At 46.0% G+C, this 21,806-nt stretch carries 25 protein-coding genes and 1 riboswitch; of the genes, 22 read left to right on the top strand and 3 right to left on the bottom strand.

Going from position 1 to position 21,806, the window contains the following annotated elements; genetic code table 11:
• Positions 1-145 precede the first annotated feature (145 nt).
• Positions 146-580, top strand: coding sequence for a hypothetical protein (locus tag IGI94_RS16125; protein WP_144330823.1), 435 nt, complete (start codon positions 146-148; stop codon positions 578-580).
• A gap of 8 nt (positions 581-588) precedes the next feature.
• Positions 589-1,344, top strand: a complete 756-nt coding sequence (locus tag IGI94_RS16120) for a DUF6681 family protein (RefSeq protein WP_005232961.1) — start codon at positions 589-591, stop codon at positions 1,342-1,344.
• A gap of 56 nt (positions 1,345-1,400) precedes the next feature.
• On the opposite strand, the gene IGI94_RS16115 is transcribed toward IGI94_RS16120, so the two are convergent.
• Complete coding sequence (locus IGI94_RS16115; protein WP_034871953.1) at positions 1,401-1,808, bottom strand: Hsp20/alpha crystallin family protein; 408 nt, start codon at positions 1,806-1,808, stop codon at positions 1,401-1,403.
• A 174-nt stretch (positions 1,809-1,982) separates the two neighbouring features.
• Here IGI94_RS16115 and ispE point away from each other — a divergent pair, with 174 nt between their 5' ends.
• Positions 1,983-2,834, top strand: a complete 852-nt coding sequence (gene ispE, locus IGI94_RS16110) for a 4-(cytidine 5'-diphospho)-2-C-methyl-D-erythritol kinase (protein WP_008381696.1) — start codon at positions 1,983-1,985, stop codon at positions 2,832-2,834.
• 179 nt (positions 2,835-3,013) lie between these two features.
• Here the strand turns inward: ispE and IGI94_RS16105 are convergent, their stop codons facing one another.
• The gene (locus IGI94_RS16105) at positions 3,014-3,193 is read right to left on the bottom strand and encodes a hypothetical protein (RefSeq protein WP_005232965.1); all 180 of its coding nucleotides are present in this window, start codon (positions 3,191-3,193) and stop codon (positions 3,014-3,016) included.
• Positions 3,194-3,500: 307 nt separating this feature from the next.
• Between IGI94_RS16105 and IGI94_RS16100 the strand changes: the two genes are divergently transcribed.
• From IGI94_RS16100 to thiT, 7 genes are all read left to right on the top strand, one after another.
• The gene (locus IGI94_RS16100; RefSeq protein ID WP_034878800.1) at positions 3,501-4,448 is read left to right on the top strand and encodes a metal ABC transporter substrate-binding protein; all 948 of its coding nucleotides are present in this window, start codon (positions 3,501-3,503) and stop codon (positions 4,446-4,448) included.
• A gap of 12 nt (positions 4,449-4,460) precedes the next feature.
• Positions 4,461-5,141, top strand: coding sequence for a metal ABC transporter ATP-binding protein (locus IGI94_RS16095; RefSeq protein WP_311948585.1), 681 nt, complete (start codon positions 4,461-4,463; stop codon positions 5,139-5,141).
• Positions 5,114-5,944 (top strand): metal ABC transporter permease, encoded by an 831-nt coding sequence (locus IGI94_RS16090; RefSeq protein WP_005230272.1) that lies wholly within the window; start codon positions 5,114-5,116, stop codon positions 5,942-5,944. The genes IGI94_RS16095 and IGI94_RS16090 overlap by 28 nt, the downstream gene beginning before the upstream one ends.
• Before the next feature lie 151 nt (positions 5,945-6,095).
• Positions 6,096-6,920 carry a pur operon repressor gene (gene purR / locus IGI94_RS16085; RefSeq protein ID WP_008381701.1) on the top strand — a complete coding sequence of 275 codons (825 nt, stop codon included), beginning with the start codon at positions 6,096-6,098 and terminating at the stop codon, positions 6,918-6,920.
• Positions 6,921-7,097: 177 nt separating this feature from the next.
• Positions 7,098-8,471, top strand: coding sequence for a bifunctional UDP-N-acetylglucosamine diphosphorylase/glucosamine-1-phosphate N-acetyltransferase GlmU (glmU, locus tag IGI94_RS16080; RefSeq protein WP_034871957.1), 1,374 nt, complete (start codon positions 7,098-7,100; stop codon positions 8,469-8,471).
• A 116-nt stretch (positions 8,472-8,587) separates the two neighbouring features.
• Complete coding sequence (locus tag IGI94_RS16075) at positions 8,588-9,562, top strand: ribose-phosphate diphosphokinase (RefSeq protein ID WP_008381705.1); 975 nt, start codon at positions 8,588-8,590, stop codon at positions 9,560-9,562.
• Between the two features lie 181 nt (positions 9,563-9,743).
• Positions 9,744-9,845, top strand: a riboswitch (TPP riboswitch).
• 52 nt (positions 9,846-9,897) lie between these two features.
• Positions 9,898-10,470, top strand: coding sequence for an energy-coupled thiamine transporter ThiT (thiT, locus tag IGI94_RS16070; protein WP_008381706.1), 573 nt, complete (start codon positions 9,898-9,900; stop codon positions 10,468-10,470).
• A 54-nt stretch (positions 10,471-10,524) separates the two neighbouring features.
• On the opposite strand, the gene IGI94_RS16065 is transcribed toward thiT, so the two are convergent.
• Positions 10,525-11,313, bottom strand: coding sequence for a hypothetical protein (locus IGI94_RS16065; RefSeq protein ID WP_005232973.1), 789 nt, complete (start codon positions 11,311-11,313; stop codon positions 10,525-10,527).
• A gap of 231 nt (positions 11,314-11,544) precedes the next feature.
• On the opposite strand from IGI94_RS16065, the gene IGI94_RS16060 reads away from it, so the two are divergent.
• From IGI94_RS16060 to rsmB, 12 genes are all read left to right on the top strand, one after another.
• Entirely contained in the window at positions 11,545-12,261 is a 717-nt protein-coding gene (locus IGI94_RS16060; protein ID WP_005232974.1) for a class A sortase, read from the top strand.
• A 75-nt stretch (positions 12,262-12,336) separates the two neighbouring features.
• Positions 12,337-12,759 (top strand): hypothetical protein, encoded by a 423-nt coding sequence (locus IGI94_RS16055; RefSeq protein WP_438899962.1) that lies wholly within the window; start codon positions 12,337-12,339, stop codon positions 12,757-12,759.
• Positions 12,648-14,000, top strand: a complete 1,353-nt coding sequence (locus tag IGI94_RS16050; protein WP_438899961.1) for a patatin-like phospholipase family protein — start codon at positions 12,648-12,650, stop codon at positions 13,998-14,000. The genes IGI94_RS16055 and IGI94_RS16050 overlap by 112 nt, the downstream gene beginning before the upstream one ends.
• Positions 13,993-14,208, top strand: coding sequence for a YdbC family protein (locus tag IGI94_RS16045; RefSeq protein ID WP_005230288.1), 216 nt, complete (start codon positions 13,993-13,995; stop codon positions 14,206-14,208). Before IGI94_RS16050 ends, IGI94_RS16045 begins: the two co-directional genes overlap by 8 nt.
• A gap of 27 nt (positions 14,209-14,235) precedes the next feature.
• Positions 14,236-15,120, top strand: a complete 885-nt coding sequence (locus IGI94_RS16040; protein ID WP_061053501.1) for a YicC/YloC family endoribonuclease — start codon at positions 14,236-14,238, stop codon at positions 15,118-15,120.
• 13 nt (positions 15,121-15,133) lie between these two features.
• Positions 15,134-15,415 (top strand): hypothetical protein, encoded by a 282-nt coding sequence (locus IGI94_RS16035; protein WP_005230307.1) that lies wholly within the window; start codon positions 15,134-15,136, stop codon positions 15,413-15,415.
• Positions 15,416-15,539: 124 nt separating this feature from the next.
• Positions 15,540-16,154, top strand: a complete 615-nt coding sequence (gene gmk, locus IGI94_RS16030; protein ID WP_005230308.1) for a guanylate kinase — start codon at positions 15,540-15,542, stop codon at positions 16,152-16,154.
• 5 nt (positions 16,155-16,159) lie between these two features.
• Positions 16,160-16,465: a DNA-directed RNA polymerase subunit omega gene (gene rpoZ / locus IGI94_RS16025; protein ID WP_005232977.1), complete on the top strand. Its 306-nt coding sequence runs from the start codon at positions 16,160-16,162 to the stop codon at positions 16,463-16,465.
• Between the two features lie 128 nt (positions 16,466-16,593).
• Positions 16,594-18,996: a primosomal protein N' gene (gene priA / locus IGI94_RS16020; protein WP_144330826.1), complete on the top strand. Its 2,403-nt coding sequence runs from the start codon at positions 16,594-16,596 to the stop codon at positions 18,994-18,996.
• 10 nt (positions 18,997-19,006) lie between these two features.
• Positions 19,007-19,498 (top strand): peptide deformylase, encoded by a 492-nt coding sequence (gene def, locus IGI94_RS16015; RefSeq protein ID WP_005230314.1) that lies wholly within the window; start codon positions 19,007-19,009, stop codon positions 19,496-19,498.
• Positions 19,491-20,444, top strand: coding sequence for a methionyl-tRNA formyltransferase (gene fmt, locus IGI94_RS16010; RefSeq protein ID WP_315044188.1), 954 nt, complete (start codon positions 19,491-19,493; stop codon positions 20,442-20,444). Before def ends, fmt begins: the two co-directional genes overlap by 8 nt.
• Positions 20,434-21,792, top strand: coding sequence for a 16S rRNA (cytosine(967)-C(5))-methyltransferase RsmB (gene rsmB / locus IGI94_RS16005; RefSeq protein ID WP_422708989.1), 1,359 nt, complete (start codon positions 20,434-20,436; stop codon positions 21,790-21,792). Before fmt ends, rsmB begins: the two co-directional genes overlap by 11 nt.
• Positions 21,793-21,806 lie beyond the last annotated feature (14 nt).

The following is a 21,806-nucleotide window of genomic DNA, read 5'->3' as shown; positions in this document are numbered from 1 at the left end:
GTTACATGTTTAGTTTTTTTTAAATCCTGCGACAGAAGCCTCGGGAATCTTGACCCTTTTGTCAGAAACGATTATAAAGGTAAGAAGAGGCTGAAGGAACCGAGACTGCCGATGGGCAGAATCGGGTAAGAAAAGGATGAGAATTATGCGAAAAGTCCCGCCTATTTTAAAACCAATTGCACTTTTAACGATATCAACGATCATTGCCACTGCCACCGGCGTGGTGAATTCAGGCAGTTACCGCCAACCAAGTCGTGCGACGGAAACGACAGAAACGACCGAACAAGCACCAAGTGAAAGCACACCGTCTTCGATAACGGAAGACAGTCAAAATCAAACACCTGCTAGCACGGACTCACAACCGACGAACGATGACCAGCAGATCACACCGTCATCCAGCAGTGAAGTAGTAACACCAGAAACGACCCCGTCTTCTTCGGTGCCTGCAGAAACGACGCCATCAAGCGATGAGAGTGTTTCACCGGCGACACCGGAAAACAATCAAGAAACACCTTCTTCAAGTGAAGAAACCACGCCAGATCAGCAAGTGATCATGGATGAGAATCAAGGAAATGAGTAGGTGAGAAAATGACGCTTATTTTAGATTTAATCAACGGCATCCACAAATTTTTGGGCTATCTTGACATCAGTCCCAAATACTTGAATCGCGCCTATACCATCCTCAGTATCATTCCAACGGCGTATATTTTGCGGATCATCTATGGAATGTTTGCGAACCAAAACTATTTTCAAGCGATCCTTTATACGATCGGCTTTTTGGTCTTAGTCTATTTCTGGGTACTGAATATCTTCTATTATTTCTTGAATAAAAACATGAAGTTCGATGTTACTCAGACCTTTGTCAAAGTCTTACCGGACGAAGTCTTCAATATTGAAGGGGAAACTATCAGCACCACCGACATTGATCGTTTGACGACTGAAAAAGCGGTGATCGATTTTGAAGAAGACTATCAGCTGGTATTGGCGAATCATTTGCAGACCTTGATCGCTCAAGAAGAATTGGCGATCAAACCGTCATCCAACGGCTTTACGATTCCGAAAAATACCTTGTACCCTTACTATTTTGTCAAACAGCAAGGGAAAAACGAGTACGTATTGCAGATCGGGACCAGCTACACGGAGATGACGAAAGTTGGCACGATTCAATGGACCGGCAAGCAACCTTTAGAGCCAGTGGGCTTATTTATCACTGGCGGTGATTTTGTCAAAAACGATGTCAAGTACCACGAACCATACAGTTTAAAATTGTATGTCAAAAAAGAGGTCTCCGAAGAAGAACCGCAGACCTCAAGACAGGCGTATCGACGACAAGCACGCAAATAAGAAAAGGCATTTCCCCCAGAGCGTTCTCTGAAGGGACTGCCTTTTTGGTATCTCGGTTATTCGATCGGAATGTTTTTTGCAGGTGCGTCTTTGTAGCTAGCTTTCGGTAAAGTCAGGGTCAAAACGCCGTCTTCAAACACTGCTTTGATGGACTCGTCATCAATGTCTGTGATGGTGAAGGTCCGTTGATAGGCACTGCTGGAGCGTTCTTTGCGCAAATAATGTCCGAAATCATCCTCGGTTTCAGTGGTTTCTGTTTGAGCAGCTGAAATCGTCAGCGTGTTGTTGACGTAACTGACGCGGATGTTTTCTTTCTTGATGCCGGGTAAATCTGCTTGAACGAGATACTTGTCTTCGTATTCTTTAATGTCCGTGTTCATTTGTCGTTCTTGCCAAAAACTGTTCATTAATTTGCCTAATAGTTCTTCGCCGCCTGCTAAATCTCTTGGAATCAAATTTGCCATGTGGTTCCCCCGCTTTCTTTTATCCATTGAGTTGGTACCTCTATTTTACGAGGAACCAAGCCAAAGGGCAACCAAAATGGCAACAATCATAAAAACAAGAGAAATCACTCAACTATCTTATAAGAATCTGCTATGATAGAACTAAATAACTATCAGATGATTGGATGAATGAAGATGGAGATTATTGAAAAAGCGCCAGCTAAGATCAACCTCGGTCTCGATGTGTTAGAGAAAAGAACAGACGGCTACCATGAGTTGGAAATGGTGATGTCTAGTGTTGATCTAGCCGACCGTCTGATAATGGAAGAGATAGCAGAAGATAAGATCATTGTAGAAACCAACAAAGCTTTTTTACCGATCGATAAACGCAATAATGTCTATCAGGCCGCCAGTATTTTAAAAAAACGCTATGGTATCAAAAAAGGCATCCGCATTCGCATCACCAAGAATATCCCGGTGGCAGCTGGGTTAGGTGGTGGCAGTACGGATTGTGCGGCAGCGCTGCGGGGGATGGTTCGCCTTTGGGACTTGGACCTCTCCATGGCAGAGCTGATCGATATTGGTATGGAAGTTGGCACTGATGTTCCCTATTGTCTGTATGGGACCACTGCTCATATTGCAGGAAAAGGGGAGCTGGTGACGCCGCTGCGGCCGATGCCGCAATGTTGGGTCATCTTAGTCAAACCTCGTCTGAGTGTTTCAACGGGGAAAATCTTTCAAGAAGTTGAGCTGGACCAACTGCACCATCCAGATATCGCAGCATTGTCTGCCGCCGTCTTAGCCGAAGATTACCCAGCAATGATCGCTGCCATGGGCAATAGCCTAGAAGCCATCACGATCCCGAAGTATCCGATCGTCCAACAGATCAAAGATCGCATGATGAAATACGGCGCCGATGTTGCCTTGATGACCGGCAGCGGACCGACTGTCTTTGCTCTTTGTCAAAAATATTCGCGGGCACAGCGGGTCTATAATGCCTTAAAAGGATTCTGCGATGAGGTTTATCTTGTACGTACATTGAAATGAATGAGTCAAGGACACAGGCTGGATTCGCCTGTGTTTTTTTGCATTCCTTCTATAAAATCCAGTTCAATAGTAAAGAATAAGGCAGCTGAGGTAGGGAGGAAGCATCTAGAAGCTACCTTACAGAAAAGACCCCGACGAAAAAAAGGCGTCGGGGTCTGATTCTTTACCTAAAGCAAAGGCTATTCTTTTTGGTGCTGCTTCTTTGCGGATTTTTTCTTTTTGTCTTCTTCATACAATGGTTTGTCGATCGTTTTGCGGATTTCTTCGGTTTGCTGCGATGCAGGATCTTCTGGTAAATCGATTCGATTCAGCAGTTCGCTGTTGTTTACAGTTGGCGGCACAGTTACAAATTCGTTCATCTTCGTTTCCTCCAAGTGCTTTTAGCTTGTTATCCTACTTACTCTCTAATTTTTCAATTTATCACAAAGGAATCGCATGGCCAACGGTGTAAAATAAGACGATGTTCCCGAGAGAAGAATCCGCTTCAAATGAACGTTTTCTCCTATGTTTTCCGATTTATCTCGAAATAAAAGTTTTAAATCGTAAAACGTACGATTTGTCTTGACGAACCGGAAATCATTTGATAGAGTAACTTTTGCTAACAAAACGGAGTTGTTCCGTTTTAAAAATAAAAAGATGAGCCAGCAAATGGAAGGGGAAATCCCGATGAAAAAAATCTTACTTACTACAGCACTCCTTTTAGGGGGCGTGCTTCTTGGCGCTTGTGGGCAGCAAGAAGCGACAAGTCAATCGAGTGACGCAGAAAAGCTGTCGATCGTCACGACCTTTTACCCAATGTACGAATTTACGAAAGAAGTCGCAGGTGAGGCAGCGGATGTCTCCTTGCTGATCCCTGCAGGAACAGAACCTCATGACTATGAGCCAAGTGCCAAAGATATGACCAAAATTATGGATGCAGATGCCTTTGTCTACAATAGTCCTGAGCTAGAAACTTGGGTTGCTAGTTTGACGGATTCCGTCGATCCTGAGCAAACAGCAGTGATTGAAGCGGCCAAAAACATTCAGTTGGTGGAAGGCACAGAGGAAGAGCATGGTCACGAGGACGAAGACAGCCATGAAGGCCATGATCATACGTATGACCCTCATGTTTGGACTGACCCAGTCTTAGCGATCCAAGAAGTAGAAACGATCCGCGATGACCTGATTGCGAAGTTTCCTGAGCAAAAGGCAACCTTTACGGAAAATGCGGCTGCCTATATCGAAAAGCTTTCTGCTTTAGATGAAGCCTACCAAGCGGCATTAAAGGATGCGACCCAACGAACCTTCGTTACGCAGCACGCAGCCTTTGGCTATTTGGCACGGCAGTATGATTTAGTCGAAGAATCGATTTCGGGCATTTCACCCGATCAAGAACCAACGCCAAGTCGGTTGGCTGAGCTGAAAGAATATGTGGAAGAAAAACAAGTCAAAGTTATCTATTTTGAAGAAAATGCCTCATCGAAGGTGGCTGAGACCTTAGCCTCTGAAACGGGCGTGGAGTTAGCGGTCTTGAATCCATTAGAAAGCTTGACGCAAGAGCAGATGGATAACGGCGAAACATACCTGTCTGTAATGGAAGACAATTTGGCAGCATTACAAAAAAGTATTCACTAAGGAGGCGCCTGCGTGCGTTATATCGATGTAAAAGATTTGACCTTTTATTATGATGATGAGCCCGTCTTGGAAGACATTTCTTACTTTGTTGAAGACGGCGAATTCGTGATTTTGACCGGCGAAAATGGGGCGGCAAAATCTACTTTGATCAAAGCAACCCTTGGTTTGTTGAAACCTTCTAAAGGTGCAGTCACCTTGGCGACCAAGAATGCAGCTGGTGAAAAATTAAGCATCGGCTACATTCCTCAGCAGATTGCTTCCTTTAACGTCGGGTTCCCCAGCACCGTTTTGGAATTGGTCCAATCAGGCCGCTACCCAAGAGATCGTTGGTTCAAGCGACTGATGAAACGAGACCATGAACATGTCCGCCGTGCATTAGATGCCGTCGGGATGTGGGACGTGCGTCATAAACGGATCGGTGAGTTGTCCGGTGGCCAAAAACAGCGGATCAGCTTGGCACGGGTCTTTGCCACGGATCCTGATTTATTTATTTTAGATGAACCGACTACGGGGATGGATGAACAATCCCGCAATCTGTTTTATGAACTGCTGCGGCACAATGCTCATGACCACGGCAAGTCGATTTTGATGATCACTCATGATCACGAAGATATCAAAGAATATGCGGACCGTCAGATCCGTTTAGTGCGGAAGGAGGATTCACCATGGCGCTGCTTTCATATGAATTCATGAGAAGAGCTTTTCTTGCGGCGATTTTTATTGCTGGTATCGCACCAATGCTAGGGGTCTTTCTGGTGATTCGACGACAGTCATTGATGGCTGATACGCTGTCCCATGTCTCTTTAGCAGGGGTGGCACTAGGCTTCTTTCTAAATCTAAATCCGAGTTTGACGACGCTATTGATCGTAGTCATTGCCGCAATCATTTTGGAATACTTGCGAACACTGTACCGCAGTTATTCAGAGATTTCGATCGCCATTTTGATGTCCGGCGGTTTAGCGTTAGCCCTCGTCTTGATGAACCTTAGCGGTGGAAACTCCGCAACGAGTATCCAATCGTATTTGTTTGGGTCGATCGTTACGATCACACAAGAGCAAGTTTGGATCTTAGGCTTTTTGTTTTTAGTCGTTTTTGCTTTATTTTTCTTATTCAAACGGCCCATGTACATTTTGACCTTTGATGAAGATACCGCTCATGTCGATGGCTTGCCTGTGCGAGTGATGTCGATGCTCTTTAATGTCTTGACGGGGGTGGCAATCGCCATGATGATCCCGATTGCGGGTGCATTGCTGATCTCTGCGATCATGGTTTTACCAGCTGCCATCAGTATGCGTTTAGGCAAAAGCTTCAACGCGGTGATTTTGATCAGTGTCGTGATCGGCATGATTGGGATGATGTCTGGTTTGACCAGTTCCTTTTATTTGGACACACCACCGGGAGCGACGATTACGCTGGTTTTTATCGCTCTTTTCTTAGTAATCAATTTGATCAAACGCATCGTGATCCTCGTGCAACGAAAACAACGCCTCAAATAAAGGGCTTTATGAAAAAGAAACGAAGAATTTTCGTTTCTTTTTTTTAAACTCTAATCAAAACCGAACGATATAAGCAATATTTCAGATAATGCTCGCATTTATCCAAAAAAAGCCTTATAATAAGGCGAATAAACTAAAGGAGTTGTCCGGTGTGAAAATACGTCGAAGTGAACGACTGATCGATATGACACATTACTTGTTGAATCATCCCCATGAATTGATTTCATTGTCCTTCTTTTCTAAACGATATGCCTCTGCAAAATCATCGATTAGCGAAGATTTATCTATTATCAAAAAGACCTTTAAAGAACGAGGAACAGGCATTCTTGATACCGTGCCAGGCGCTGCTGGCGGTGTTTTTTTTGTGCCTGAAATTTCTGAAGAAGAAGCGTATGCGTACGTCGAAGGGCTGGCAAAACGCTTGTCTGAGCAAGACCGTTTGTTGCCTGGCGGCTATGTCTATCTATCTGACTTATTGGGCGAACCGGAATTGCTGCGCCAAGTCGGCCGCATCATCGCTTCCAAATATTTAGGCGAACAAATCGATGCGGTGATGACCGTTGCTACTAAAGGAGTTCCGATCGCTCAAGCAGTCTCTTACTACTTGAATGTTCCCTTCGTGATCGTGCGTCGTGATTCCAAGATCACTGAAGGCTCGACCGTGAGTGTCAATTATGTCTCTGGTTCTTCAGAGCGGATCGAAAAAATGGAATTATCCAAACGCAGCTTAAAGCGCGGCTCTAGAGTATTGGTGGTCGATGACTTTATGAAAGGCGGCGGCACGGTCAATGGGATGAAGAGCTTGATTGAAGAATTTGAAGCCGAATTAGTCGGTATTACGGTTTTTGCCGAAACGAAATTCAAAGGCAAGCGGGCCATCAGCGATTACAGCTCTCTGCTGTATGTTGAAGATGTCGATACCCAGACCAAAACGATCTCGGTAGTACCGGGAAATTATTTTGAGAAAAAAGCCTGATTTTTGTGGCTCTTAGACTGGCGCAAGCAGCTGTTTTTCGAACGGCGGCCGCCAGTCTTTTTTTGATTGGTCTAGGTAGGGATTCCTTAAATCGTTGAAATTTACAAGTACTTGGGCTAAACTGTTTATAGGAAATTCAATGAACAAAAATCGTTCAGATTGATAGGAGTGGAATACGTGGACGCACGTTTTGCAATAATTTTAGCGGCTGGAAAAGGCACGCGCATGAAATCGAAGTTATATAAAGTGTTACATCCTGTTTGTGGCAAACCAATGGTGGAGCACATCATGAATCGAGTGGTGGAAACAAATCCTGAAGAGATCGTGACGATCGTCGGTCACGGGGCAGAAATGGTCAAAGAGCAACTGGGGGATCGCACCAACTATGCCTTACAAGCCGAACAATTGGGTACTGGCCATGCTGTCGTTCAAGCCGAATCATTTTTAAAAGGCAAAAAAGGGACGACCTTAGTGATCAGTGGGGATACACCGTTATTGACGACGGAAACCTTGAATAACTTGTTCGATTACCATCAAGGGAAAAATGCATCGGCAACGATCTTGACGGCACAAGCGGCAGACCCAACGGGCTATGGCCGGATCGTACGGGATCATGTCGGCATCGTGGAAAAAATCGTCGAGCAAAAAGATGCGTCGACCGAAGAAGCACTGATCCAAGAAATCAATACAGGCACGTATTGCTTTGACAATGAATTGTTATTTGACGCCTTGGCAAAATTAGATACGGACAATGCTCAAGGGGAGTACTACTTGACTGATATTATCGAGATCTTAAAGGAAGACGGCAAAATCATCGCTGCTTATCAAACCGAAGATTTCCATGAATCTTTAGGAGTAAACGACCGCATCGCCTTAGCCGAAGCCAATCGCTTGATGCGCCAGCGGATCAACCGTCAACACATGCAAAACGGCGTGACCTTGATCGACCCGGCGACGACTTATATCGACGAAGGCGTTGTGATTGGTTCAGATACCTTGATCGAAGCCGGTGTGATCATCAAAGGGCAGACGACGATCGGAGAAGACTGTGTCATTACGGCAGCTTCTGAAATTGAAGACAGCAAGATCGGCAACCAAGTGACGATCAAGGCATCGACGATCGAGGAGAGCATCATTCATGATGGCGCCGATGTCGGTCCCAATGCCCACCTTCGCCCCAATGCGGAAATTTTGGCCCATGCCCATATCGGTAACTTTGTGGAAATCAAAAATGCGACGATTGGTGAAGGCACCAAAGTCGGACACTTGTCCTATGTCGGTGATGCAACCTTAGGCAAAAACATCAACGTCGGCTGCGGTGTAGTCTTTGTTAATTATGACGGCAAGAGCAAATTTAAAACGACTGTCGGGGACAATTGCTTTATCGGCTCCGGGTCTAATCTGGTTGCACCCTTGACCATCGAAGAGGAAACGATGATCGCTGCTGGCTCAACGATCACCAAAGATGTTCCTAAACACAGTATGGCGATTGCCCGCGCCCGTCAGGAAAATAAAGCGGATTACGCGAAAAAGTTACCTTATCTAAATTAGAAATAGCGAAATGACTTGATTTCTTAAGGAAAAATGACTACTATTTATTAGGAAGAAGATTCTAGTAAAAAGGAGTCATTTTTTTCTAGATGAACGCAAAGAAAGTGGAGGTTCTCATGTCAAATCATTATTTTGATCCAAGATTGAAGATTTTTTCTCTGAACTCAAATCGTCCTTTGGCGGAAAAAATCGCAGCTGCAGTAGGTGTTGAATTAGGTAAGTGTTCAGTCAAACAATTTAGCGATGGTGAAATCCAAGTGAATATTGAAGAAAGTATTCGTGGTGCCCACGTCTACGTGATTCAATCAACCAGCAGCCCTGTAAACGATAACCTAATGGAATTGCTGATCATGATCGATGCTTTGAAGCGCGCCAGTGCGAAGACGATCAATGTAGTAATGCCTTATTATGGTTATGCAAGACAAGACCGCAAAGCGCGATCAAGAGAACCAATCACCGCAAAACTTGTAGCAAACATGATCGAAAAAGCCGGTGCGAACCGTATGGTTACACTGGATTTGCATGCTTCACAGATTCAAGGGTTCTTTGATATCCCAGTTGACCACTTGATGGGTGCACCATTGATCGCCAACTACTTCTTGGAAAGAGGCATTCAAGGCGATGACGTCGTAGTCGTTTCACCAGACCACGGTGGCGTGACTCGTGCCCGCAAATTAGCTGAGTTTCTTAAGTCACCAATCGCGATCATCGACAAACGTCGTCCGAAAGCCAACGTAGCGGAAGTCATGAATATCATTGGTCATGTTGAAGGCAAAACTTGTGTCTTGATCGACGATATGATCGATACTGCTGGTACCATCACATTGGCTGCGAATGCGTTGAAACAAGCAGGTGCCAAAAGTGTTTACGCCTCATGTACTCACCCTGTCTTGTCAGGACCTGCCTTGGAACGGATCGAAGATTCGGCCATTGAGCATCTAGTTGTGACAGATTCGATTTACTTGCCAGAAGACCGTAAGTCGAAAAAAATCGATGAGATCAGTGTTGGTGCCTTGATGGGCGAAGCGATCAAACGAATCCATGAGAACAAACCAGTAAGTCCACTGTTTGAATCAAAATTATCAATTTAATCGTGCCTCATAAGCATGAGAACAACAGCCAATGGTCGGTCTTTAACCGCTCATTGGTTGTTTTTTTCTGAGGAGTTTCAGGATGTTTTTAGAAAAAACGATCGCAGTCATGTTTCTTTTCACCAATTTATGGTATTCTTGAAAGTGACTTGCGAAACGCAAGCACAAAATAAAATAGAATCTAATCACAAAGGGGAGTCTGCAAAGGCTGAGAATGAGAGTACTCTAAACCCTTCGTACCTGTTTCGATCATGCGAACGTAGGAATTGTGACGAGTTGAAGTGTCTAACACTTCTCCTTTGTGAATTGTGATGATTCTAAAGGAGGAGTTTTTTTTGAAACGAAAAATGTCGCTGCAAGTGTGGACGGAAGGAACGATGATTGCTGCGATCGGGGTCGTCTTGTCGTATATCCCAATCCAGACAGCCAATTCCAGTATCGACTTGTCTCTAGGGCTCGTGCCCTTGGTCTTGTATTCGTATCGTCGCGGGGTGCTGCCGGGAATGACGGCGGGATTTATGTGGGGCTTGCTGAATATTTTGATTGGTAGCGCCATGCGTAACTTTATCACCGTTCCACAGATCATCTTTGAATATCCCTTTGCCTTTGCTTTTGGCGGGATGGGCGGCTTGTTTGCTAATAAAATCCAGCAAGCGATCCGTCAAAACAGCAAAACCGTTACGTGGTATGTCGTCTTAGGGGGCATCGTGGCGGTGATTAGCCGTTGGTTTTGGCATTATTGGGCAGGGGTGTTTGTCTGGGGAATGTACGCACCAGAAGGACAAAGCCCGTATCTGTATTCCTTGATCTTCAATGGAACATCGGTCATTATCAATATCGTTTATGTAGGGGTCGTCCTAGGTCTCTTAGTCAAGGCCGCCCCGAAATTATTTGTGCCGAAAGCTTAGTTTTAGAAATGAAATCATAAAAAATGTCTTGATGCTCTTTGAAAAAGAGAAGCATCAAGACATTTTTTTGTCGAAAAAGCCAAAAGCCAAATCTTCTTGATCAATTTCCAACGACCAGTTTTTTTTGCTGGCTGAGTAGCGCAAAACTGCAATTTGATCTAACTCTTTTTGATTGACCAATGTGCTTTTCAAGCCAGCATCTTCTGACAGATAGATCGGGATCGTATAAGTTTTATCGATCAGTTGTTCTTGTGTCAGACAGAAGACGATGCCTTCTTGCATGATTCCCCGCAACTCTTTCAGCAAATTAAAATCGAGTTTTTCCACCGGTGTTGCTTTTTTAAAAAAGGAGAGGCGATCATTGATTTTTTCTAAGACGATGCGGGTGATCCGATCCGCCAAGATCCGGTAATACTCATCTAAGTAACGATAATAAACGCGGGAACGTGCATCTTTTAAGTCAAAGAAAACAAAGTTATTTTGCAGTTTGTAAAAGAAAGGGGAGTGGAGGTGTGTCTTCATGTGGCCAAAATATAACAATTCGGAGATCTCTAAAGGCGTCAATTCTTTGACCATCTCGTAATCATTAAAATCGATCCACTTCATTTCTTCGGCAATGCGACCTTTGTTGATTTGCTGAAAAAACAGTTGGACATCTTCCATTCCGCGTATCACTTTTAAGCCCGTATGACCGTCGAATTCGCCGAAATCACTGGAAGGATCAAGCAAGAGCAAATTCTTGGGCTGATGGACGATGCTCTTGTTAAAATCTTGGGGGGCAAGCCCGCGGGTCAAGACGGCATTGCTGGTTGTATCAATATGTACGTAAATCGTGTTAGACATGCCGATCGATCCCTCCTATATACTAAGTTCATTCTACAACAAAGCGCTGAAAATTGCTTGTATCTTTTCGTTTAAAGTTATATTACAAAATAACAGAAAAAACAATTTTTAAGTTCCCTTTTTCGACAAAAAAAGGCAAATCTTGTCTTTTCGTAAAAAAACTGGCCAAAATTGGCGTCTTTATGAGGATTTTGGTATGATAAAAGAAGAAACTAATGGAGACGAGAACCTATGAGAAAAAAGAAAAGCAGACTTTCGAATTGGCTGAGCAATCTCTTTTTGCTTGTGCTGTTATTGATTGGTTTAGCATTGATTTTTAATAATCAAATCAAAAATTATTTTATTAAACAAACAGGTGAAGCATACGCAGTCGGCACCATTGATCGTAGTGAGGTCGAAAAAAATATGGAAGCGGAAGCGACCTTTGATTTTGATGCCGTGGAGCCGGCAAGTTCAGAAGCAGTCTTACGGGCGCAGCTGAGCAACAAAGCTTTGCCAGTGATCGGCGGCGTGGCGGTTCCCAGTGTTGGGATCAATCTGCCGATTTTTAAAGGCTTGGCCAACGAGGCCTTGCTGTATGGTGCTGGTACGTTAAGTCCCACCCAAAAAATGGGGGAAGGCAATTACGCGTTAGCTAGCCATCGCGCTCAATCGCCAGAGCTTTTGTTTACGCCATTGGATGATGTCGCGATCGGGGCGGCTATCTATGTGACCGATCTGGAAAATATTTACACGTATACTGCGACTTCTTCTGTGCGGGTCGACCCGACCGATGTTTATTTGCTTGACGAAGTAGAAGGCCGCAAAATGATCACGCTGATCACCTGTGGGGAAATGGGCGGTGTCACCCGTCGTGTGATCCAAGGTGATCTGGAATCTGTAACGCCTGTCGACGAAGCAACGGATGAGATGTTGGCAGCATTCAACATGGCACAACGAACATTTTAATCAAAAGAATAGCTCGAGTGGTACGGCAGATGGCGTGTCATTCGTCTATTCTTTTTTGCATAAGGAGGCGTCTTGATGAAAGTGAAAAAACTGACTTCGATCGATTTTCTTGCACAAAGGGCAGGGTTTCAAGAAAGCCGACTGGTCTTTTCCTTTTTTGAGTCGCACTCAAAAGCGCGACGAGCATTTCTTGCCGACATGGCGCAGCAGGGCTGGCAGATCGACAGCCGTTATGGCCGCTTTTACCTTGCCGGGCAGTTTGATTTTGACCAAAAGACACTGACTATCACCAATCTGCTGGTGGAAGCGGCCGCCGAGTTTACTTGGAAACAACTGCTGGCCGTGACAGAAAGCTTCGCCCGCAGTCGCTTTGTAGCAGCCGTCTTGTGGCAGCTTCCTCATCGGCCCCCTTGGCTGAGTGGTTTATCCAGCAAGGGTATCAGGTGGTCCCTCAAGGGTATCAAAGAGCGCTATCTTATCAGACGGCGCTGGTTTTAGGCGGTGGCGGTGCTCATGGGGCGTATCAAATCGGGGTTTGGCAAGCGCTGCAAGAACGGGGCATCACCTTTGAATGGATCACGGGAACTTCCGTCGGTGCCTTGAATGGTGCCTTGATTTTAATGAACGATGTGGAAGCGGCCGTCGATTTATGGGCAAATATCTCCAGCGAGCAAGTATTGCACTATCCGCTTGCTTCGGTACGAGCCCAAACACTGCGGGATTTGATGAATCAAGCCAACTCGCTGGTCCGTGAAGCGGTCAAAAGCAACGGCGCCAGTACCGAACCCTTGGCAAAGCTTTTGCAAAAGACCTTTGATCAAGAAAAATTCAGCCAAACTGCTTGTCATTTGCTAATCTGTACGACTCGTCTGCCAGATTTCAAGGAGACGGTTTATGCCTTTGATCCATCAGCAGTAGAAGAAAACCTGCATTGGTTATTGGCATCCGCCTCATTTTATCCAGCGATGCAGGCGCAAAAAATTAATGACGCCTATTACATCGATGGCGGCTATCGCAACAACCTGCCCATCGATGTCGCTCTACAGCAGGGGGCAACGGAATGTATCACCGTGGATGTCCAAGGACCCGGCATCAATAAAAGGACGGTTTTGACGGAAGAAACTGCGCAACTTTCGTTAGGGTCTCCTTGGTCCTTAGGCAGCTTTTTGGTTTTTGATGCCCAGCGTTCGCTGGATAATATGACCTTGGGCTATTTGGAAACCTTGAAAGTGTTCGGCAAATACCAAGGCCATTGGTATACCTTTGAAAAGACGGTTGATTTTCAGCCGTTATGGCGGGGCTTTTTGAAAGAGCTACGCCAGACAGACCCGTTGCTTTATCAGGAACTAAAGAAAAAAGAATTTTGGAAAAAAATGCGTAAATTCTATCAACAGGATGTGCCATTTGAGCAGTGGGGGCGTATACTGATAGAGTGTACCGCGAAAGTATTGTATCTAGCGCCTACGGTGATTTATGAGCAGGAAACGATGCTAACGGCTTTAGCTGAAAAAATTGCGCTAAAGGCAGTGGAAGAAGCCGATGCCTGGTCGATCACCGAGTGGCTGAGCTATTATCGCGACCGTTTTTTTGTCTTGTCCGAGCAAAACCGCTTTTTCTTTTTTTATCGGACGCAGCAATTGAATCTGCCCGCCCTTCAGCAGATTCGTCGGCGTTACCCGCTGACTGCTTTAATGGCAGCGTATAGTCACTATCTTTTGAAAGGAGTAGAAAATGGATAAATTTTCGTATGAAATCGTTGAAGAGATCGCCGTGCTTTCGGAAAATCAAAGAGGCTGGCGCAAAGAATTGAATTTGGTGAGCTGGAATGGGCGTCCGCCAAAATTTGATCTGAGAGATTGGGGCCCAGAGCACGAGAAGATGGGCAAAGGCGTGACCTTATCCAATGAAGAATTTGCAGAACTTAAAAAAGCCCTGCTTTCCATGTAAGAAAGCAAAACGGTGAGGAGTGATCAAATGAAAAGTATGACTGGTTTTGGCAAAGGCAGTGCAGAAACGCCAGATGTGCAGATCGAAATTGAGATCAAAAGTGTCAATCAGCGCTTTTTGGACCTGCAGCTGCGAATGCCCAAACAATTGAATCCTCTAGAAGGTGCTTTACGGCAGTCGATCAAGCAGACCCTCCAGCGGGGGCGAATCGAATTGTATGTGACGTTAAAAGAAAAAACCGCAAATACGAAACAGATCGAGATCCAATGGGACCTGCTGGAACGTTTCATGCAGGAGATCGATACCGAAGCCAACGCCCGTTTTGACCTGACAGAGCTGCCAAAAGCAGCATTGCTGGAACAATTCCTGCTCCATGAGGCTTTTCTAACGATCTCTGATCAAGAGCCAGAAGAAAGCACCTTAGCCGATGGCGTGATGGAAGCATTAGACCAAGCGTTGGCAGCGATCGACCAAAGCCGCTGGGTGGAAGGGCAAGGCATTCTGCAGATCTTACAAGAAAACCAGCGACAGCTGCAGGAAAAGCTGACAGAACTCAAACAATTCGTGGCCCTCTATGAGGCGGACTACCAAGAACGCTTTGAAAAGAAACTGACTGCTTATTTAGGGGAAGAAGTCGATCGCGATCGTTTACTGACAGAGTTGGCGATTTTATTAGAACGCGGCGATATCCACGAAGAACTGGATCGTTTAAGTATCCATTTAACGACGATGACGGAGCTGCTGGCAGCTGAGACGCCGATAGGTCGAGAGCTGGATTTCTTGATCCAAGAGATGAACCGAGAAGTCAATACGATTGGCTCAAAATCAAGTCCGATCCAAATCAAAAACAGTGTCGTCCAAATGAAGACGATCATTGAGAAAATCAGAGAACAAGTTCAAAACATCGAGTAGGAGGAATGAACCAATGAAATATTACGATATCACCTTTCACGAACTGAGCGGAAAAAATGTCATCAAGCGCAGTATTCCCTCTGATAAAGAGAATTTCTCTGCGTGGGAAGATGCCTGCGTAGCCATCGAGCCGGATTTTCTTCATCTACTAGTTGATGGCGTAGCTGTTTCTTTAAATCGTCGGTACATCGTACGTATCGATTGCCAAGAAGTGACGGATCCGACCGAAAAAGCGATCACTGCCAAAGACGAATTAGCAGGGGTCATCAATACCTTAAGCAACATGGGCTTTTAAGAAAGCAGCCGAAGTGTAGACTAGCAATTTCATGAAATTCCCATTATAATAAAGTAGTTCTTGAAAGTTGCTGAAAAAAAGTGCAAAATAGACGTTAAGCAAATGTCAGTGAAAGGACGTCATTATGTCAGAGCGAGGATTACTTATAGTTTTATCAGGACCTTCCGGAGTAGGGAAAGGGACCGTGCGCAAAGCAATTTTTGAGAGTGACGACAACGATTTTCAATATTCCGTTTCAATGACCACTCGTCAAAAACGCGAGGGGGAAGTGGAAGGGGTCGATTACTATTTCCGCACGCGGGAAGAATTTGAAGCCTTGATCGAAGCCGGTGAAATGCTGGAATACGCCGAATATGTCGGCAATTATTATGGCACCCCATTATCTTATGTCCAACAAACACTGGATCAAGGAAAAGATGTATTTTTAGAGATCGAAGTGCAAGGGGCAAAACAAGTAAAAGACAAAGTTCCCGATGGTGTGTTTATTTTTCTGACGCCACCTGATCTGGCAGAATTACGCTCTCGTATTACAGGAAGAGGAACCGACTCTGCCGAAGTGATCGATGAACGGATGCGTGTCGCCCGTGAAGAAATCGAAATGATGGCTTTGTATGATTATGCCGTTGTCAATGATGAAGTACCTAAGGCAGTCCAACGAATTCGCGAAATTATTTCGAGTGAACATTTTCGCGTTGACCGAGTGATCGGAACCTATATCAAAATGTTAGAGGAGCTGTAAGAAATATGATGTTAAAACCTTCAATCGATTCTTTGTTGGATCGTGTCAACTCAAAATATTCATTAGTGATCTTAGCAAGCAAACGGGCGCATGAACTTGATGCCGGTGCGCAAGCAACATTAGAAAACTTTGATTCAGTGAAAAGCGTGGGTCAAGCGCTTGAAGAAATCGAAGCGGAATTAGTCGTTAATGATCCGCATCCGGAAATCAAACGGGCCCGTTTGAAAATGGAACAAGAAGAGCGCAAAGCGCAAAAAGACCAAGAACAAAAAGAATTAGAAGCGCGTATCCGCGACGAACAAAAGCTATAGACAAAAGCAAGCTAGAGCACGCCTGTGTTCTGGCTTTTTCTTTTGAATGGCGATGGTTAAATTTTTGTAAGGGGTACAGACAAACCCCAGCCCATTTAGTAAAATAGAACCTAAAAGGAGGAGAAGAGATGGCGTACATAGCAGAAGTGATCGTGGATGTTCCCACGATGCAGACCGATCAGCCTTTTACTTATCTGATCCCATCAGAATTACAAGCCGCCATTGAGACAGGAATGCGGGTCGAAGTGCCATTTGGCAAAGGCGACCGCCATATCCAAGGGTTCGTCGTCGGGCTTTCAGAAGTTGCCGAACCGCAACAGACCTTAAAACCAATCGTTCGTTTGTTGGATTTGTCGCCTGTCGTCAATGAAGAACTTCTCCAATTAGCCGACTACATGAAGGAAACGACCTTTGCCTTTAAGATTACTTGCTTGCAGACGATGCTGCCTAGTGTGATGAAAGCCGAGTACCAAAAGCAGATCGTTTTACTCGAAGGAAATCATCCCATCAAAGAATATTTTCCCGAAGACGGCATCCTCAGCTGGCAAGCCGCCGAAAGTGCAGGGCTGCTGCCGCAGTTGAAGCCTTTGCGGGAAGCCGCAGTAGTTGAACTGCAGTACCTCGTGAAAAATAAAAACAAAGCGAAAATGACCCGTTATATTGAACGTAGGATCGAGCCAGCAGAAATCCCCGCCGTCCAGCAACAGCTGCGCAAAGGGGCCAAACGCAAGCTGGAAATCTTACAGATTTTGACAGAGGAAGCCCGCTTGCCGGTTTCCTTTTTTACCGAACAAGGGATTTCCACCGCGGCTTTGAACCAAGCACAAGAAGCTGGCTGGCTGACCTTTACGGAAGTTGAAGCCTACCGTGATCCTTACAAAGACCGTCAATTTCAAAAAACGGTCCCCCTTGAATTAAATGAAGAACAGGCAGCTGCAGTAGCGCAAATCACTGCTTGTGCGGATAACCAAGAGGCGCAGACTTTTTTACTGGAAGGGATCACCGGCAGTGGAAAAACAGAAGTCTATCTGCAAGCGATCGCCCAATTGCTGAAACAAGGCAAAACCGCGATCATGCTCGTACCGGAGATCGCTTTGACCCCGCAAATGGTCGAACGCTTTAAAAGCCGTCTCGGCGACGCAGTGGCTGTTTTACACAGCGGCTTGTCCCAAGGTGAAAAATACGATGAATGGCGTAAGATCGAACGTGGGGAGGCGCAGGTGGTGGTTGGCGCCCGCTCGGCGATTTTTGCTCCGTTGAAAAACATCGGGGTCATCATCGTCGATGAGGAGCACGAAGCTTCCTACAAGCAAGATGAAGCCCCTCGTTACCATGCGAGAGATTTAGCGATTTGGCGCAGCCAGTACCATCACTGTCCAGTGGTGTTAGGCAGTGCGACGCCGTCATTGGAGTCTCGTGCCCGGGCGCAAAAAGAAGTCTACCGCCTATTGAAATTGAATCAACGGGCAAAAACCAGTGCGCAATTACCGCAGATCGAAGTCGTGGATATGCGTACCGAATTTGCCAACAAAAAGTATCAAACCTTTTCTCGTCCGTTACAGGAAAAAATCACAGACCGCTTGGCCCGGAAAGAACAGATCGTCTTGCTACTGAATCGGCGCGGCTACTCTTCCTTCGTGATGTGCCGCGATTGTGGGTATGTTTTGCCTTGCCCAAATTGCGACATCTCCTTGACGCTCCATATGGATACCAAAACGATGCGCTGTCATTATTGCGGACATGAAGAACACATCCCCCATCGTTGCCCCAACTGTAATGCAGACAAGATTCGTTATTACGGAACGGGCACGCAAAAAGTGGAAGAAGAGTTGAAGGAACTGTTTCCCGAAGCGCGGGTTTTACGGATGGATGTCGATACCACCCGCAAAAAAGGCGCCCACGAAAAAATCTTGACCTTGTTTGGGGAGAAAAAAGCGGATATTTTGTTAGGGACTCAAATGATCGCCAAAGGCTTGGATTTTCCTGATATCACGCTGGTAGGGGTCTTGAATGCCGATACGGCCTTGAACTTGCCAGATTTTCGTTCGAGTGAACGGACGTTCCAGCTGCTGACTCAGGTCAGTGGTCGGGCAGGTCGGGCGGAAAAAACCGGCGAAGTGGTGATCCAAACATTCAACCCTGAGCACTATGCCATCCAGTTGGCGCAGTCGCAAGACTACGAAGATTTCTATCAAAAAGAGATGTGGATGCGGCACCAAAGCGGTTATCCACCGTATTATTTCACCGTCAAAATCACCTGCAGCCATCCCGAAGAGCAAGTCGCCGCTCAGAAGATGTTTGCGATCGCGCGGGATCTGCAGCAGGAGCTGTCACCGCGCAGTATTTTGTTGGGTCCGGCACCAAGTGCGATTTTGCGGGTGAAAAACCGTTATTACTACCAATTGATCATTAAATACAAAAATGAACCGCAGCTACCTGCTTTGTTGACCCGTCTGTTGGATCAAAGTCAAATCGATCAGCGCAAAGGATTGTACGTATCGATTGACCAAGAGCCGTTGAATTTTATTTAGAGGAGAAAATATGCGTTATCCTATTATTATCACCCCCGATGAACGTCTTCGTCGGCAAGCAAAACCCGTCAAAGTAATTACCGATGAACTCGTTCAGCTACTAGACGACCTTTATGAAACGATGGTCGCCCATGACGGGATCGGTATTGCCGCACCGCAAGTCGGCAAAAACCTGCAAGTGGCGATCGTGGAAGTCGAAGAAGACGATCGCTTTGAAATGATCAACCCTGAGATCATCGCTTCTTCTGGTGAATCCCTTGATGTGGAAGGCTGCTTGAGTATTCCCCACACCTTTGGGACCGTCAAACGAGCAGACGAGATCACTGTCCGCTATTTCGATCGAGAAGGAGAAGAAATGGAAGTGGAAGCATTCGGTTACTTGGCGCGTGCGATGCAGCATGAGATCGATCATTTAAATGGCGTGCTGTTTGTCGACAAGCTCGTCGAACGCATTCCTGAAGAAGACTTAGAAAAGTATATGGAGGAACATGAAAATGACTAAAATCGTCTTTATGGGTACCCCGGCGTTTTCCGTCCCAATTTTAGAAGGCTTGCTTGAAGCCGGCTATGAAGTGGCAGCAGTCGTGACACAGCCGGATCGTCCCGTCGGTCGCAAAAAAACCATCACTCCGACACCCGTCAAAGAAGCGGCGTTGAAGCATGGCTTGTTGGTTTTACAACCAGAAAAAATCAGTGGGTCACCAGAAATGGAGCAGATTCAAGCTTTAGCACCTGATCTGCTGATCACGGCAGCTTTCGGACAATTTTTACCTAGTGCTTTACTAGAAGTACCGAAGTATGGCGCTATCAACGTTCATGCGTCCTTACTACCGAAATACCGTGGCGGAGCACCTGTGCATTATGCCATCATGGAAGGCGAGCAAGAAACGGGTGTAACCATCATGGAAATGATCAAAAAAATGGATGCTGGCGGTATTTTTGCTCAAGCTCGTTTGCCGATCACGGCACAAGATGATGTGGGGACGATGTTTGATAAGTTGAGCCTATTAGGCAAAGACTTGCTGCTGGAAACCCTGCCGAAAATCTTGTCAGGAGAGTTGCAGCCGGTTCCGCAAGAAGAAGCGAAAGTCACCTTCTCGCCGAATATCAGCCGTGAACAAGAAGCCATTGACTGGCAGAAAACGGCGGTGCAAATCGATGCCCAAGTCCGAGGCATGCGGCCATGGCCGATCGCCTTTACGACACAAAACGGCAACCGCTGGAAGCTTTGGCAAGTAACACCGCTGGAGCAAACGACGACAGCCCAGCCAGGAACGATCATTGAACGGACGAAAAAAACGTTGCTGATCGCTTGTGGGGAAGGCACGGTATTGGCTATTGATGAATTGCAGCCAGCTGGAAAAGGCCGACAAGACATTGCCGCATTCTTAAACGGCAGTGGACAACAGATTCAAAAAGGGGATCAGGTAGGTACCTATGAAGCGTAATCTTGGAGACATACAATATACAGTGCGTTTTGTGGCACTAGAAGCGTTGTTGCGAATCGAAAAAGGCGGTGCTTATTCCAATCTACTGCTGCGGGAATTGATGAATCAAGGGCGTTTAAATGACAAGGACGGTCGCTTACTGACTGAATTGGTGTACGGCACCATCAGTCGTCAGCTTTTATTGGATTATTATTTGGACCGGTTTATTAAAAATGCCCGCAAAGTCGACCCGTGGGTCAAAACGCTGCTGCGGCTTTCCTTGTATCAGATGCTGTATCTCGATAAAGTACCCGCCCATGCCATCATTCATGAAGCCGTGGATGTTGCGAAAGCCAAAGGCAATCCGGGGACTGGTAAATTCGTCAATGGCGTGCTGCGCACGATCCAACGACAAGGAGTGCCAGACTTGGCATTGATTAAAGACCCAATGGAACGTTTAGCAACGGAAATCAGCCTGCCCTTATGGCTAACGAAGAAACTAGTCAAACAAATTGGGATCGAAGAAACCAGTGAGCTAGGCTATGCCCTATTTGAACCCAATCATGCCAGTGGTCGTATCGATCTGCAGCGCATCTCGCAAGCAGCAGCGATCGAACGGCTGCAAGAAGAAGGCATTGACGCACGACCAAGTGAGCTTTCCCCCTATGGGGTTGTGGCTGACAAAGGCTTTATGGCGGGCTCTTCCCTCTACAAAGAAGGCTTACTGACGATCCAAGATGAAAGTTCGATGCTGGTTGCCCCCGTTTTACAAGTAGCCCGGGACCATCAAGTATTGGATGCGTGCGCCGCACCAGGAGGCAAAACGACCCATATCGCTGCCTTCTTGTCTGCCGCAGAGGGCGGCAAAGTGACAGCACTGGATATCCATGCCCATAAAGTTAAGCTGATTCAGCAAAATGCCCAACGTTTAGGCGTAGAAGCAGTTGTGGAAACCCGCGTGATGGATGCCCGAGAGACGGCTCAGACCTTTGCCCCCGAACAATTTGATCGCATCTTAGTGGATGCCCCTTGTTCTGGATTAGGGTTGATGCGCCGTAAGCCGGACATCAAATACAGCAAGACGGAGGCCGATTTCCAACGCTTGCCGCGGATTCAGCGAGAGATTTTGGAAAGTGCCGCCCCAACCTTGAAAAAATCGGGTATAATGGTCTACAGCACATGTACGATTCTAGAGGAAGAAAATCAACAAGTCGTGGCAGCGTTTCTCGCTGACCATCCTGAATTTGAGCAAATGCCTCTTGCGGTAGGACCGCTGGCAGCCGAAGCTGTTCAAGAGGATATGTTGACGATCTATCCGCAAGATTTTATGACAGATGGCTTTTTTATCAGTTGTCTACGCAAAAAGTAACGAGGTGAAAGAAA

This window comes from Enterococcus sp. AZ149, assembly GCF_051714285.1.
Lineage (GTDB): Bacteria > Bacillota > Bacilli > Lactobacillales > Enterococcaceae > Enterococcus_D > Enterococcus_D entomosocium.
This window is presented reverse-complemented; position numbering and strand designations above follow the sequence as displayed.

What these genes read in the sequence shown, in the direction of transcription:
- IGI94_RS16125 (WP_144330823.1), top strand. Translation starts at nt 146, where the DNA reads ATGCGAAAAGTCCCGCCTATTTTAAAACCAATTGCACTTTTAACGATA.
- IGI94_RS16100 (WP_034878800.1), top strand. Translation starts at nt 3,501, where the DNA reads ATGAAAAAAATCTTACTTACTACAGCACTCCTTTTAGGGGGCGTGCTT.
- ispE (WP_008381696.1), top strand. Translation starts at nt 1,983, where the DNA reads ATGGAGATTATTGAAAAAGCGCCAGCTAAGATCAACCTCGGTCTCGAT.
- rsmB (WP_422708989.1), top strand. Translation starts at nt 20,434, where the DNA reads ATGAAGCGTAATCTTGGAGACATACAATATACAGTGCGTTTTGTGGCA.
- IGI94_RS16045 (WP_005230288.1), top strand. Translation starts at nt 13,993, where the DNA reads ATGGATAAATTTTCGTATGAAATCGTTGAAGAGATCGCCGTGCTTTCG.
- def (WP_005230314.1), top strand. Translation starts at nt 19,007, where the DNA reads ATGCGTTATCCTATTATTATCACCCCCGATGAACGTCTTCGTCGGCAA.
- IGI94_RS16040 (WP_061053501.1), top strand. Translation starts at nt 14,236, where the DNA reads ATGAAAAGTATGACTGGTTTTGGCAAAGGCAGTGCAGAAACGCCAGAT.
- IGI94_RS16105 (WP_005232965.1), bottom strand. Translation starts at nt 3,193, where the DNA reads ATGAACGAATTTGTAACTGTGCCGCCAACTGTAAACAACAGCGAACTG.
- IGI94_RS16075 (WP_008381705.1), top strand. Translation starts at nt 8,588, where the DNA reads ATGTCAAATCATTATTTTGATCCAAGATTGAAGATTTTTTCTCTGAAC.
- IGI94_RS16055 (WP_438899962.1), top strand. Translation starts at nt 12,337, where the DNA reads ATGAAAGTGAAAAAACTGACTTCGATCGATTTTCTTGCACAAAGGGCA.
- IGI94_RS16035 (WP_005230307.1), top strand. Translation starts at nt 15,134, where the DNA reads ATGAAATATTACGATATCACCTTTCACGAACTGAGCGGAAAAAATGTC.
- IGI94_RS16120 (WP_005232961.1), top strand. Translation starts at nt 589, where the DNA reads ATGACGCTTATTTTAGATTTAATCAACGGCATCCACAAATTTTTGGGC.
- priA (WP_144330826.1), top strand. Translation starts at nt 16,594, where the DNA reads ATGGCGTACATAGCAGAAGTGATCGTGGATGTTCCCACGATGCAGACC.
- fmt (WP_315044188.1), top strand. Translation starts at nt 19,491, where the DNA reads ATGACTAAAATCGTCTTTATGGGTACCCCGGCGTTTTCCGTCCCAATT.
- IGI94_RS16065 (WP_005232973.1), bottom strand. Translation starts at nt 11,313, where the DNA reads ATGTCTAACACGATTTACGTACATATTGATACAACCAGCAATGCCGTC.
- IGI94_RS16115 (WP_034871953.1), bottom strand. Translation starts at nt 1,808, where the DNA reads ATGGCAAATTTGATTCCAAGAGATTTAGCAGGCGGCGAAGAACTATTA.
- gmk (WP_005230308.1), top strand. Translation starts at nt 15,540, where the DNA reads ATGTCAGAGCGAGGATTACTTATAGTTTTATCAGGACCTTCCGGAGTA.
- rpoZ (WP_005232977.1), top strand. Translation starts at nt 16,160, where the DNA reads ATGATGTTAAAACCTTCAATCGATTCTTTGTTGGATCGTGTCAACTCA.
- IGI94_RS16060 (WP_005232974.1), top strand. Translation starts at nt 11,545, where the DNA reads ATGAGAAAAAAGAAAAGCAGACTTTCGAATTGGCTGAGCAATCTCTTT.
- IGI94_RS16090 (WP_005230272.1), top strand. Translation starts at nt 5,114, where the DNA reads ATGGCGCTGCTTTCATATGAATTCATGAGAAGAGCTTTTCTTGCGGCG.